Genomic DNA, 13,676 nt, shown 5'->3' on the forward strand with positions numbered 1-13,676 from the left:
GATGCATCGGCCCTGACTGGACGGCGTTTCCCGGACGAAGCCCTGCTCCCTGGCATCGCCATGCCGATCACGGACAAGAAGCCGATGCGTTAACGTAGCCGCCTTGCACGAATGACCGACCCACGAATAGCGAGCAAAAGGATCAGCCCATGACAGCAGCCGAGATGCGAATTCAAGCCCCCGAAGTGGTAGAGGTGATCGACGAGGCCGAGCTTTACCTGCGCCTGCTGCCGCTGGCCTCGGCCCGAATCGTCGAGCTCGGCTGCGGCGCGGCGGCCCACACCCGCACCATCGCCGAGAAAGGGAAGCCGGCCTCCATCCTGGCCTGCGAGGTGGACAGCATCCAGCATGAAAAGAACCTGGCCGTCGACGACCTGCCCACGGTGACCTTCCGCCATGCCGGCGCCCAGGCCATCCCGGCGGAGGACGGCAGCGCCGACCTCGTGATGATGTTCAAGTCGCTCCATCACGTGCCGGTGGGCGACATGGACGGCGTGATGCGGGAGATCCATCGGGTGCTGCGTCCCGGCGGCCTGGCCTACATTTCGGAGCCGGTCTATGCCGGCGAATTCAACGAAGTGGTGCGCCTGTTCCACGACGAGAAAGCGGTTCGCGAAGCCGCCTTCGCCGCGCTACGCAAAGCGGTCGAGCAGGGCGTGCTGGAACTGGCGGGACAATATTTCTTCAACACCCGCAACAACTTCGCGGACTTCTCCGAGTTCGAACGCCGCATCCTTGGCGTCACCCACACGCAACACCGCCTGAGTCCGGAACTGCTGCAGACCGTGCGCGAAAAATTCGAGGGTTTCATGGGCCCCGAGGGCGCACGCTTCGTCATACCGATGCGCGTCGATCTGCTGCGCCGTCCGGATTAGGGCAAGCGGCCTTCCAACTGCCAGACCGCAAGCCTGGGCTGGAAGAAGGTACTCCGCGGGCGCAGGGCAGTAGCGAAAGGGCTTGTCTTGCGCTGTGGAGCTTCGGCGGAAAATGCTGCGGTTTTCCGCCTTGCGGGCGGGCCCGGCCCCTCACTCCAGCAAACTCAACTCCCGCGCCCGGCTCATCGCCCGCGTCCGGCTGGTGACCTGCAGTTTCCCGTAGAGGTTCTTCAGGTGCCATTTCACCGTTTCCACGGAGATGTCCAGACTGCGGGCGATTTCCTTGTTGGACTGGCCGGCGGCGACCAGGCGCAGGGTCTGGCTTTCCCGTTCGCTGAGGCTGAACGGTGGTTCGGCGCAGTCGTCGCCGCCGAGGCGCTCGCGCAGGATGGCGATGTAACCCGCGAGGTCGCCGGTGCCCGCCTCCACGCTGGCGCAGCGGCTCAGCAGCGGCAGCAGGGCGCGGCCGGCATCGGTCAGGCTGCACAGCAGGTTTTCCCGCTGGCCCAGTTGCAGCGCCGGCAGCAGGACCGCGGCGGCAGCGTCACGTTCGTCGCCCTGCCAGAGGGCGATGGCCCACAGCGGGCGCAGGCGCACGGCTTCGAGCTGCTGGCCGCGCGCCTCGAACTCGCCCACCACCCCGGCCAGGCAGTCGGCCGCCGCCAGGCCGAGGCCCTGGGCGAGCAGCAGCCGGGCGCGGGCGATGCGCGCGTAGTGGCGGCAGCCGGGGATGGCGCCCTCGTCGCTCTTCAGCAGCTCGATACGGCGCAGCATGTGTTCGGCGCCGGCCAAGTCGTCTCGCTGCAGCTGCAGGCGCACCTGTTCGGCGAGCAGCGCCGCCTGCAGGCGGTTCCAGCGGCGCTGGGCGGCGACTTCCTGGGCGTGCTGGAGCAACAGGCGCGCCTGCACGCCGTCGTCCTCGGCCAGCGCCCGCCGGCACAGCGCGCGGTAGACCGCCAGCACGCCGTCGAGAGGCACCACGCGGTCGATCTGCGGGCCGCGCTGGCGGACCAGCGCATCCAGGCGCTCCCAGTCGCCGTGCTCGTAGGCCAGTTCGGCCAGCGACGCGGCCAGGGTGGCGCTGCCGCTGGACTGCGGCCCGGTGAGCCGGTCGGCGGACTCCATCGCCTGCAGGAAGCAGGCCTCGGCGGTGCGCAGGTCGCCCTGGCGCAGGTGGCTCTGGCCGAGGATGAAGGCGCGGTGGACGGTGACGAACAGGTTCTCGGTGGGCGCGCCAGGATAGAGGGTGTGGCGCTGCACGGCCTGGGCCTGATCATGCTGGCCGAGGACCATGTGGCAGTAGCTGAGGACGTTGCAGACCAGGCCGTCGACCCAGCTGTCGCCGCAGGGGATCTGCGCCAGCAGCGGCTCGGCCAGGGCGATGCCGGTCTGCACGTTCTCGGCGAAGGCCTCGCAGATGGCCGCCACCGCATCCAGCTTGACCCGCAGGTCGCGGCGCGCCGGGTGCACGGCGAACCAGCGGCGCAGCTCGCCGAGCAGGCGCCGCGACTCGTCGAAGCGGAAACGGTGGGCCAGCGCCCAGGCCAGGTTGAGCTGCAGGCTGATGCGGTGCTCGTCGGCGGTGATCGGCAGCTGCTGCAGCCAGCCCAGCAGGGTGTCGATGTCGCCGCGCTCGGCCAGCGACTGGGCGCCCAGCCCGGCGCGGCCCGGCGCGCTCTCGACCTTGCCGGCGGCCAGCGCGTGGCGGGTCGCCTCGGCCCACAGGCTCTGCCCGGCGAACCAGTTGCCGGCGCGCTCGTGCAGCGCGGCGACGTCCAGGTCGGTTCGCCGGCGCAGGCGGGTCTGCAGGGTTTCGGCGAACAGGTGGTGGTAGCGGAACCACTGGCCGTGGTCGTCCAGTGCGGCGACGAACAGGTTGTGCCGCTCGATCCAGTCGAGCATGGCGTGGCCGTCGTGGCGCCCGGTGACCGCGTCGCACAGCTCGGCGCAGAAGCGGTCGAGGATCGAGGTGCGCATCAGGAAGTCGTCGACCGCCGCCGGCAGCGGCTCGAACACCACGTCCTCCAGGTAGCGGCCGACCAGCCGGCCGCCGTGGCTCAGGGTGTCGATGACCTGCGCCGGGTTGTCCTTGATCGACGGCGACAGGGTGGCCATCTGCATGCCGGTGACCCAGCCCTCGGTCACCTCCAGCAGGCGCTGGGTCTGCGCGTTGCTCAGGGCCAGGGCGGCGGAGTCGGCGAAGTAGTGGCGCGCCTCGCAGAGGTTGAAGCGCAGGTCGTTGGTGTCGATCTCGATCAGCTGGTGGCGCGAGCGCAGGCGGCTCAGCGGCAGCGACGGCAGGCTGCGGCTGCCGAGCAGCACGTGGAAGTTGGCCGGCGCGTGTTCGAGCAGGTAGGCGAAGGCGCGGTGGATCGCCGGATTGCGGATCGTGTGGTAGTCGTCGACGATCAGGTAGAGCGGCGCCTCGACCGCCTGCACGGCGTTGATCAGGTGGCCGAATACGCGGTCGATGGACGGCAATCCTGCGGCGAGAAAGCCCAGCCGCCAGCCGAGGCCGGGGTGCAGCGGCAGCAGGGCGTCGAGCAGGTAATGGCAGAAGTACTCGGGCACGTCGTCGCCCTCGTCCAGGCTCAGCCAGGCGACGGCCTGGCCGCACTCCTGGAGCTGGCTGCGGAACTGGGCGAGCAGCGTGGTCTTGCCGAAGCCGGCGCCGGCACAGACCAGCGCCAGCGTGCGCTCGGCCAGCGGCTCGAAACGCGCCAGCAGACGCGGGCGGGCCAGCAGCACGCCGGGCGCGCGCGGCGGGACGAACTTGGTGGCGATCAGCGGCAGGCCGCAGGTGCCCTGGCTGTAGACGGGCGCGAAGCGGCGCTCGGACTGGCGTCGATCCATCTTGCATACCTCGAAAGCCGGTCTGTTCCGACCTGTTCTTGTTCTTGGCAACGGCACCCACCCGGGGCCGGCGGAAGCCGCGCGGCGCGTCGCCTGTGCAGGATAATGCCCTATCCCACCCGTCCGCGCCCCCCATCCGGGTAGTTATTCCATCCGCCGGCCTTTCCCTACCGTAGCCCCGGCCAGCCGTTCCGCCCCGGCGAATGCCTTCTCCGGCGCGGCGCCCGGCGTGCATATCCCGCCTATAAGATCCGACAAAAGGGCCATCCATCATGCCGAACGGCGCAATCTCCATCCGCCCTCCGGGCAAGTTCTTCATGGGCAAGGGGCTCCTGGCCAACCTGGGCAGCTATGCCCAGGCCTTCGGCAGCCGCGTCTACGTCCTCTGCGACAAGTTCATCCTCGAGCGGGCGATCGCCGAGGCCGGCCCGTCGTTCGAGGCGCGCGGCACGGCGGTGTTCGGCAAGTTCCAGCACGAATGCACGCGCCTCGAGATCAACCGCAACCGCGAGTTGGCGCGCAGCGTCAAGGCCGAGCTGATCGTCGGCATCGGCGGCGGCAAGACCCTGGACACCGCCAAGGCGGTCGCCTGCCACGAGCGGCTGCCGGTGCTGACCGTGCCGACCACCGCCTCCAGCGACGCGGCCTGCACCGCCCGCGCGCTGATCTACACCCTGAACAGCGAGTTCGACCGCTGCATGCTGCTGCCGGGCGGCCCGGACGTGGTCCTCGCCGACACCGAGATCCTCGCCGCGGCGCCGGCGCGGCTGTTCGTCGCCGGCATCGGCAAGGCCCTGGCGACCTACTTCGAGGTGCGCGCCTGCTACCGGGCGCGGGCCGAACGCGCAGCGCCGAGCCGCGCCGCGCGCAGCGCCCTGGCCAGCGCCCGGCTGTGCCTGGACAGCCTGCTGGAGAACGCCGTCCAGGCCCGCCTCGACGTGGAGCGCCAGCGCTCGAGCCGGGCGGTGGAGGCGGTGCTGGAGGCGACCGTCTACCTCAGCGGGGTGAGCGCCGACGGCGGCGGCCGCGCTGCGGCCCACGCCATCCACAACGGCATGCTCGCCGTGCCCGCCCTGCAGCACGCCCGCCACGGCGAGAAGATGGCCTTCGCCCTGCTCGCCCAGCTGGTGCTGGAGCAGGCGCCGGACGAGGAAATCGCCACGGTGCTCGACTTCATCCAGGCGGTCGGCCTGCCGCTCACCTTGCAGGATCTCGGCGTCAAGGCCTTCGCCGAGGCGCAGTGGCGACGGGTGGCGGAACGGGCCTGCGAGAAGCGCGACAGCATGGGCAACATGCCCTTCGCCGTCGCGCCGGACGACGTCTACCAGGCCATCCGCGAGGCCGATGCCCTGGCCGCGGCCCATCGGCAGGCGGCCTCCGGCCAGGCTCCCCTGGCGGCCTTCGGTTGAAGGTGAGGCACGGCTGCCATGGGCAGCCGCGCCGGAATAAAAAAGCCCCTGCAGAGACGGTCAGTAGCGCAGGGGCAAACGCCTGCTCAGAACATGCGCAGGTCGAGAGGAAACTCGAGAATCAGCCGCAGCTCGTCGATGTCGGCCTCGGCGGTATGGTCGCCGTTCACCCGGTGGGTGGCCTGCAGGAGCCGGAAGCTCAGGTCCCTGGCCGGCCCGCTCTGCACCACGTAGCTGAGCCAGAAGTTGCGCTCCCAGTGGCGGCCGTCGCGCACCTTCTGGTAGGCGGCGTAGGCCGGGCCGACATCGCGCCCGTCGATGTCGGTGCCGCGCACGTAGCGGGCGATCAGCGCCAGACCGGGAATGCCGATGGCGGCGAAGTCGTAGTCGTAGCGGAACAGCCAGACGCGCTCGTTGGGGTTGTTGAAGTCGGAGACCTGGGAGTTGGTGTTCAGGAAGAAGTCCCAGGTGTGCCAGACGTAGTCGAACGGCGAGTCGTCGTCGATCCGCGTGTGGGCGACGCTGAAGGCGTGGGCGCCGACGCTGACGCCGCCCTGCAGGCTCCAGGAGTCGTTGTCGAGATCGCCGAGCAGCGACTTGCCGGTGTCGCGGGTGCGGTAGTAGCGGAAGGCGGCGTTGAAGCTCACGCCCTCCCCCAGCGGCTGCCGCCAGTCGGCATACAAGGCCGACTGGTTCCAGACGTCGTCGAGACGGCCGTGGTGCAGGCGGAAGAACAAGCGGTCGTCGAGGTTGTAGTCGATCCCGCCGTAGACGAAGTCGTCGGCCTCCTTGAAGCGTCCGCCGTAGGCGGTGCCCAGGTCGCCGTTGTGGGCGGTGGCGGTACGGTCGCTGCTCGATTCCAGCTTGCCGCCCTGCAGGGTCAGGCCCTTGATCGAGGTGTTCTTGAGCGTGGTGCCGCGAAAGCTCTGCGGCAGCAGCCGGATGTCGCTGGTGTTGAGCACCGGGCTGAGGGGCCGGACGTCGCCGTAGCGCAGCTCGGTGTCGTCGAACAGGCGCAGCTTCAATTCGACGTCGACCTTGCCGAATTCGTCCTTGGGCTTGCCGTCGAAGTTGTAGCCGCGCCGCGGGATCAAGCCGGGACCGCCGTTGCCGTCGCCCACCAGGCCGTCGCCGCCGTCCAGCTTGATGCCGTACAGGCCGCGCACGTCCAGGCCGAAACCCACCGCGCCGGGGGTGAAGCCGGACTCGAAGGTGGCGATCAGGCCGTGCGCCCACTCGGTGCGGCGGCCCTTCTTCTCGCCGGTCTGCGGGTTGGTGACGCTGGCGCCGTTGCGAAAATCCTGGCTGAAGTAGAAGTTGCGGTTGAGCAGCGTGAAGCTGGAGCCGTCGAAAAAGCCCTCCTCGCCGAAGGCCACGGCCGGCAGGACCAGAAGGACGGACAGGGAGGCGATACAGGCTGGATTCTTGTTGTTGTCGGGACGCATGGTTCATTCCTGTTGCTGGAGCATGACGACCATCCCTGGCGTCGGCCGGGCGGTGTACGGGCAGAGCGCGGCCGCCTCCCGCAGTGGCTGCACGGCAGGTTGTGATCGAGATCTTGGGCGGAGGCGCCGACGCGGCTGGCGTGGCGGCCCGGGCCGGGACGCCGCCTGCGGCTAGCGCAGAACGCCGCCGGCGCCGGCGCCGCCGCCGGCATCCCGGGCGGCGCTTGCGGACAGGAAGAATTCGGAAAGGAATGACTCGGACATTTCGCACCTCTGCTTGTTGTTATTGGCTGCGGCGGGTGAGACCTGCGGCGCATGCCATTGAGCCAGAGCAAGGTCGGTGCCAGAGTCCTGGCGGCGGGCGCAAAGGCCCGTGGCAGAGAGGGTCATCGGGAAGGCCCGGCCGACCGGGCAGCGCTGCAGGCGAGACGCCGCGTCTCGCCTGGACGGACACGCCGGAACAGCCTTGAGACGCCCTGTCTCAGCGGCCGCCTTCCGGTCCCGCGGTCTGTCCCGCGACGGCCGGCCAGGCGTGGCATCACGGTGCGGACAGGTCCGCGTCTGCCGGCTCGGTTTCATACGCCAGTCCGGGCCGGCCAGCCGGTTTTCATACGCCGGCCCTCGGCTTCGGACGGCGCAAGACGCGGGGACAGCGCTGCGTCAGCGCATCTCGAACAGCTCCTGGTGGAAATCCGCCGCCGGCAGGCCGCTGGCGGTCAGGCTCTCGCGCAGCGAGCGGCCGAAGCCCGCCGGGCCGCAGAACCAGACATCGGCCATGCGCCAGTCGGGCACCTGCTCGCGCAGGCGCTCGCCGGTCAGGCGCTCGTCGCGGCCGCTGACCAGCAGGTGCAGGCGCACCCGGGCCTGCCCGGCCAGCTGCTGCAGGCGCTCGATGAGCGTCTGGTCCGGCGCCGCGGTGCTGTAGAACAGATCGATGCTGCGGCCGTCCGGCTGCTCGGCCAGGGCCTGCAGGCCGGCGATGAACGGGGTGATGCCGATGCCGCCGGCGACCCAGATCTGCCGCGGCTTGCCGTCGGCGAAGTCGAAACGCCCGTAGGGGCCTTCCACGGTGACCGGATCGCCGACCCTGAGGGTCTGCGGCAGGGTCGCGGTATAGTCGCCGATGCCCTTGACGTGGAAGCGCAGATGGCCGTCGCCCTGCCAGGCGGAGGAGATGGTGAAGGGATGCGGCCCCTCGGCCGGATCGAAGGTGACGAAGGCGAACTGCCCGGCCTGGTGGCCGGGCCAGCGGTCCTGCAGGCGGATGTCGATGCCCAGCACCCTATTGTCCTTGTGCAGTTCCAACGCCTCGATGTGGCCGAGCGCGCGGCGGCTGCCGCCGATCCGGCGCAGCAGGGAGATGGCGGCGGCCAGGGTGCCGGCGAGCAGCAGCACGGCCATGGTGACGCCGAGCGGCGAGGCCCAGTAGGCGCTGTTCATCAGGACCACCGAGTGGAACACCAGCACCAGGTAGACCACTGCCAGCAGGCGGTGGGTCTTGAAGAAATAGCGGTAGGGAAAGCGCTTGAACAGCGCCAGCAGGATCAGCGCCACGGCGGCATAGAAGGCCCACTCACCGAGCTCCTCGGCCAGTCCGCGCTGGCTGCGCAGGAAGCCCAGCAGCGCCCCCGGCTCCTCGCCGCCGGCCGCCTTGCGCACCGGCCGTTCCAGCCAGCCCCAGCCGACCATCCACTTCGGCGCCTTGACCCACAGCCAGTGGACGACGGACAGAGCCAGCGCGGCGATGCCCAGCCATTTGTGCAGGCGATAGCCCTTGTCCAGTCCGCCGAGGAAGGACTCCAGGACCGCCGGGCGGACCGCCAGGAAGAGGCCGACGCTCATCGCGCCCACGGCGAGGATACCGGTGTAGTTCACCATCGCCCGGCGCAGGGCGAAGAATTCGTAGGGCGTTCCGAGCAGGTTGTCGGCCAGCAGCCAGAGCAGGCTGAGCCCGCCGAACAGGGCCAGGCAGACGATGCGGATGTTCTTCATGGCGACGGTCCTCGACGCGGGGTGCGGTTCCCAAGCTCCATGATACGGGGAGCGGGATGCCGCGGGACCCTGCGACCGATCGTCTCAAGCGGCGTTATCCGGGCCCCCATCGCCGCCATCGGCGGCATGGGATTCGGGGATCGCCAGGCCCGGGACTACAGTGCGTCCTTCAGGTCCAGGATTTCGCACTGCATCCGCTCGGCATCGCCCATGTCGATCAGTTTCTTGTCCGCCAGGGCGACGATGTAGCCGTACAGCCAGAGGACGGAATCCCGCCGCGTCTGCCGGACAAGCGCGGGGCGGTCCTCCATGTCGATTCTCAGCTTTTCCCAATCCGGCTCCCAGGAGCCCTGCAGGCTGCGCAGGCGCATATCGAAGCTCGGGGAGCGAGCGGCCAGATCTTTAAGCGTCATTGCCTCTCTCCCTATCAGTCCGCCAGAAATGCAGCGAAACGCTTTGGAAACAGGGTAGACGACAGCGCCCCCGGATGCGCTCGCGCAAACAAGAGCCCAGACAGCAAGAAGGCCGCATTTAGCGGCCTTCTTGCTTAGTTATCACTGAGTTTCGCTATAGAGTCGAGGTCGGGATAGAAAAGATCCTCCTCTTCCTCCTCTTCTTCTTCCTCCTCGATGTGGAATCCATACTTCTCGCCAGAGATTGCATCACTTCCGACCTGATAAAAGTTGTGCACTGCCTAGATCTCCATATCCAGTTTTGCTCTGCCTGGGGCGCCCCTCCCTTGCATCGGGCGATGCTCCTCTTTCAACATAGCTCGGAAATGCGGATCGGCAAGCCCGAAGATGTCGCTATCCCGGACATCCCAAGTTGTGGGATTGGCGCTGAGGCCGGCTCGCCTCGTCCGCACGGCGGACGGGAGCAGCGTCCGACATGCGGCAACGAGCAGCGAACACCGGCCCGATGACGTCTCAGCGTTCTGCCTCGTCCTCCAGCGTCCAGGCGACCAGCGAATCGCCGATGCGCGTGCCGAACGAGCCGTGCCCGCCGGCCATCACCACGACGAACTGCTTCCCGCTCTTCTCCGACACGTAGGTTATCGGCGTCGCCTGACCGCCGGCGGGAAGACGCCCCTTCCACAGCTCTTCGCCGTTGCGCACATCGTAGGCGCGCAGGTAGTAGTCCAGCGTGCCGCTGAGGAAGGCCACGCCACCAGCGGTGACCAGGGGGCCGCCCAGCGCAGGAACGCCTACGGTAAACGGAATGTAGGGCGCGTTGTCGCGGCTGGTACCGTTCTTGTGCATCCACACCGGCTTCATGCTGCGCAGGTCCACGGCGGTGATGTAGCCCCAGGGTGGCGACTGGCAGGGCAAGCCCACCGGCGACATGAACGGCCCCAGGTACACCATGTAAGGCGCACCGAGATTGGGCTGCAGACCGAGCTCGCTGCCGCCTCTGCCTCCTTCCTTGACCTCGATCTCGCCACGCCTGACCAGCCGCGAGACGAAGGCCAGGTAGTTGGGCGCGCCGATCAGTAGCTGCCGTTCCGGGTCGACCGCCACCGAGGGCCAGTTGAAGGTGCCGACGTTGCCCGGATAGATCAGCGAGCCCTGCTCGCTCGGCGGCGTGAAATCCCCCTCGTAGCGCAACCTGTGGAACTGGATGCGGCAGATCAGTTGGTCGAACGGCGTGGCGCCCCACATGTCGCGCTCGCGCAGCGGCTGCTTCGGGGCGTAGCTGAGGGCCGAGGCGGGCTGGGTCGGCGCGGTGAAATCGCCCTCGACCGCGCCCTGCGGCACCGGACGCTCGTGCACCGGCACTATGGGCTGGCCGGTGCGCCGGTCCAGCACGAACAGATCGCCGCCCTTGGTCGGCTGGATGATCGCCGGCACCTTGCCCTGCGGACCATCGAGGTCGACCAGCGTGGGTTGCGAAGGCAGGTCGCGATCCCAGAGGTCGTGGTGCACGGCCTGGAATTCCCAGCGCACCCTGCCGCTGGCCAGGTCGAGCGCCACCAGGGCTGCGGTGAAGCGCTCGGTTTCCGGCGAGCGCTGCGCGCCCCACTGGTCCGGCGTCTGGTTGCCCATGGGGATGAAGACCAGCCCCAGCTCCTCGTCGGCCGTGGCGATGGTCCAGGAGTTCGGCGTGCTGCGCACATAGGCGCCGCCCGGCGGCAACGGCTCGGTGACCTCCGGATTGCCCGGATCCCAGTTCCACACCAGCGCGCCGGTACGCACGTCGTAGGCACGGATCGCCCCGCCGGGGGAGTCCACCGAGCCGTTGTCGGTCACCGAGCCGCCGACGATCACCAGCCTCTCGGTCACCACCGGTGGCGAAGTCGGCAGGTATACCCCCCGGGCGTCGTCGCCCAGCCCTACCTTCAGGTCGATCATGCCGCCCGTGCCGAACGTCTGGCAGGGCTGGCCGTCGCCGGGATCCAGGGCGAACAGCGTGCCGTCATTGGTCGGCAGGAACAGCCTGCGGGTGCAGCGTGCGGGGGCACCGGCGACGGCCTCGCCGGTGCCGGGATAGGCCGCGGCATCGTGATAGGCCAGGCCACGGCAGGTCATGTGCTGGTAGTACTTGGCCTCGCGGTTGATGTTCGGGTCGAAGCGCCACAGCTCCTCGCCGGTGCCGGCATCCACGGCGATGGCGATGCTGTGGGGGGTGCAGATGAACAGGCTGTCGCCGATCTTCAGCGGAGTGACCTGATTGGTGAATTCGTCCGGATCGCCCTCGCGTGGCCCGTCGCCGGTATGGTACTCCCAGGCCTTCTTCAGCCGCCCGACGTTTCCGGGCGTGATCAGGTCGGCCGCCGAATAGCGGTCGCCGCGGTCCGAGCCGCCGTACGCCGGCCACTCGCTCGCCGAGCGGCCGGCCTGCCCCGCCGGGCGCGTGCCGGACATGCGCTCTTCGGCGAATTCGCCGGCGATGCGCGAATAGTCCCGGGTCAGCGAATAGCCGGCCATCAGCGCGCCGAGCAGCAAACCGATGCCGAGCAGAGCGCTGGCGCCGTCCCGCCAGCTCGGCGGGGCGCCGATATGGCGGTTGACGAAGGGCAGCAGCAGCCAGAGGCCCAGCCCCCACCACAGGTCGATGCGCGTCGACAGCTGCCACCAGTCGAAGCGGACCTCATTGACCGTCCAGGCCAGGGTGGCGAGCAGCAGCACGGCATACAACCAGATCGCCAGCCGCCGCCCTGCCAGGATCAGGCCCCCCACGACCAGCAGGCCGAGGCCGGCAAGCAGGTAGTACCAAGAGCCGCCCAGCAGCGCCAGATAAGCGCCGCCGAGCGCCAATGCCGCCCCCGCCAGGGCGGCCAGCGCACCTGTCAGCCTGACCCGCAGCGGTTGTGGCGTGTTCGTCGTAAGCATCGGCCTCTCTCCTTCACCCGGTTGACTGCGAAATGCCGGCAGCAGAGCAGGCGAGAACGCATGCTCTGCTGCCGGCAGCTTGACCATCAACCAATAACTGTAGTGCGGAAGCCTGGGTTCGCAGCCAGGGACGGGCGCCGGACAGCCGGGACAAAAAAGCTCCTGCAGGGGATGGGCCTGCAGGAGCAAGAGCCTGTTCAGAACAGGCTGAAGTCGAGCGGGTATTCGAAGATCAGCCGCAGCTCGTCGAGGTTGGCCTCGGCGGTGTGGTCGCCGCTGACCCGGTGGGTGGCGTGCCAGATGCGGAAGCTCAGGTCCTTGGCCGGGCCGCTCTGCACCACGTAGCCGAGCCAGATGTCGTTCTCCCAGTGGCGGCCGTCGCGGGTGTTCTGGTAGGCGGCGTAGTGCGGCCCGGCCTTGGTGCCGTCGATGTCGGTGCCGCGCATGTAGCGGGTGGTGAAGCTCAGGCCGGGGATGCCGAGGCCGGCGAAGTCGTAGTCGTAGCGCGCCATCCACACCCGCTCGTTGGGGCTGTTGAAGTCGGAGGACTGGGAGAAGGAGTCCAGGTAGAAGTCCCAGGTGTTCCACACGTAGTCGAACGGCGTGTCGCCATCGATGTGGGTGCGCGCCACGGTGAAGCTGTGGGCGCCGACGTCGAGGCCGACGTTGGCGCTCCAGGAGTCGTTGTTGATGTCGCCCATCAGCGACTTGCCGGTGTCGCGGGTGCGGTAGTACTTGGCGCCGGCCCGCAGTTTCAGCCCCTCGCGCAGCGGCTGGTTCCAGTCGACACCGAGGAACGCCTGGTTCCACACATTGTCGAGCCGGCCGTGGTGCAGGCGCAGGCGCAGCCGGTCGTTGAGCTGATAATCGGCGCCGAAGTAGACGAAGTCGTCGGCCTCCTTGAAGCGCCCACCGTAGGCGGTGCCCAGGTCACCCCGGTGGGCGGTGGCGGTACGGTCGGCGTTGGACTCCAGCTTGCCGGCCTGCAGGGTCAGGCCCTTGATCGAGGTGTTCATGACGGTGCCGCCGCGAAAGCTCTGCGGCAGCAGACGGATATCGCTGGTATTGACCACCGGGGTGAGCGGGCGGACGTCGCCGTAGCGCAGCTCGGTGTCGTCGAACAGGCGCATCTTCAGCGCCACGTCGACCCGGCCGAATTCGTCCTTGGGCTTGCCGTCGAAGTTGTAGCCACGCCGCGGGACGATGCCGTTGCCCGCCATGCCGTTGCCGACCAGGCCGTCGCCGCCGTCCAGCTTGATCCCGAACTGGCCGCGCACGTCCAGGCCGAAACCCACCACGCCGGGCGTGAAGCCGGACTCGAAGGTGGCGATCACGCCGTGCGCCCACTCGCTGCGGCGGGTCTTCTTCTCGCCGGTCTGCGGGTTGAGGGCGCTGTCGCCGTTGCGGAAGTCCTGGCTGAAGTAGATGTTGCGGTTGAGCACCTTGAAGGTGGAGCCCTCGAGAAAGCCTTCTCCGTCTCCGTCGGCAGCGATGGCCGGAACCGCCAGGACGAATGTCAGGGATGCGGCACAGGCTGGATTCTTCTTGTTGAAGCGCATGGATTCATTCCTGTTGCTGGAGCATGACAACCATCCCGAGGACAGGGCCGGGCCGCGAACCGGCAAGGCGGTGCCGCGTCCCGCGGTGATTGGCACGGCGGGTCGTACGTGGATTTCGGTGGGTTGGGCGGGACTGGCGCGATTGCCGGGGGGCGTGGCGGATCAGTCGGGGTGGCTGCAAGCCTGCGGTCGGGATCGTCGATCCATGTTTCTA

The 13,676-nt window shown here is 68.7% G+C and carries 9 protein-coding genes; 2 read left to right on the forward strand and 7 right to left on the reverse strand.

Annotation, left to right across the window (positions count from 1 at the left end):
* The first annotated feature begins 149 nt into the window (after positions 1 to 149).
* The gene (locus ACG10_RS16025) at positions 150 to 875 is read left to right on the forward strand and encodes a class I SAM-dependent methyltransferase (protein ID WP_089168970.1); all 726 of its coding nucleotides are present in this window, start codon (positions 150 to 152) and stop codon (positions 873 to 875) included.
* Positions 876 to 1,025: 150 nt separating this feature from the next.
* Here ACG10_RS16025 and ACG10_RS16030 read toward each other — a convergent pair whose 3' ends face one another.
* The gene (locus tag ACG10_RS16030; protein ID WP_089168971.1) at positions 1,026 to 3,728 is read right to left on the reverse strand and encodes a LuxR C-terminal-related transcriptional regulator; all 2,703 of its coding nucleotides are present in this window, start codon (positions 3,726 to 3,728) and stop codon (positions 1,026 to 1,028) included.
* A gap of 272 nt (positions 3,729 to 4,000) precedes the next feature.
* Between ACG10_RS16030 and ACG10_RS16035 the strand changes: the two genes are divergently transcribed.
* Positions 4,001 to 5,137 carry a glycerol dehydrogenase gene (locus tag ACG10_RS16035; RefSeq protein ID WP_232487126.1) on the forward strand — a complete coding sequence of 379 codons (1,137 nt, stop codon included), beginning with the start codon at positions 4,001 to 4,003 and terminating at the stop codon, positions 5,135 to 5,137.
* Between the two features lie 86 nt (positions 5,138 to 5,223).
* On the opposite strand, the gene ACG10_RS16040 is transcribed toward ACG10_RS16035, so the two are convergent.
* From ACG10_RS16040 to ACG10_RS16060, 6 genes are all read right to left on the reverse strand, one after another.
* Positions 5,224 to 6,582, reverse strand: coding sequence for an OprD family porin (locus tag ACG10_RS16040; RefSeq protein ID WP_089168973.1), 1,359 nt, complete (start codon positions 6,580 to 6,582; stop codon positions 5,224 to 5,226).
* Positions 6,583 to 7,242: 660 nt separating this feature from the next.
* Positions 7,243 to 8,574 (reverse strand): ferredoxin reductase family protein, encoded by a 1,332-nt coding sequence (locus ACG10_RS16045; protein ID WP_089168974.1) that lies wholly within the window; start codon positions 8,572 to 8,574, stop codon positions 7,243 to 7,245.
* A 155-nt stretch (positions 8,575 to 8,729) separates the two neighbouring features.
* Positions 8,730 to 8,987, reverse strand: coding sequence for a hypothetical protein (locus tag ACG10_RS16050; protein ID WP_089168975.1), 258 nt, complete (start codon positions 8,985 to 8,987; stop codon positions 8,730 to 8,732).
* A gap of 134 nt (positions 8,988 to 9,121) precedes the next feature.
* Entirely contained in the window at positions 9,122 to 9,265 is a 144-nt protein-coding gene (locus tag ACG10_RS23815; RefSeq protein WP_157731469.1) for a hypothetical protein, read from the reverse strand.
* Positions 9,266 to 9,500: 235 nt separating this feature from the next.
* On the reverse strand, positions 9,501 to 11,903 hold the full coding sequence (locus tag ACG10_RS16055; RefSeq protein WP_089168976.1) for a membrane-bound PQQ-dependent dehydrogenase, glucose/quinate/shikimate family: 2,403 nt from the start codon (positions 11,901 to 11,903) through the stop codon (positions 9,501 to 9,503).
* 197 nt (positions 11,904 to 12,100) lie between these two features.
* On the reverse strand, positions 12,101 to 13,462 hold the full coding sequence (locus ACG10_RS16060; RefSeq protein ID WP_089168977.1) for an OprD family porin: 1,362 nt from the start codon (positions 13,460 to 13,462) through the stop codon (positions 12,101 to 12,103).
* Positions 13,463 to 13,676 lie beyond the last annotated feature (214 nt).

This window comes from Azotobacter chroococcum (assembly GCF_002220155.1).
Classification (GTDB): domain Bacteria; phylum Pseudomonadota; class Gammaproteobacteria; order Pseudomonadales; family Pseudomonadaceae; genus Azotobacter; species Azotobacter chroococcum.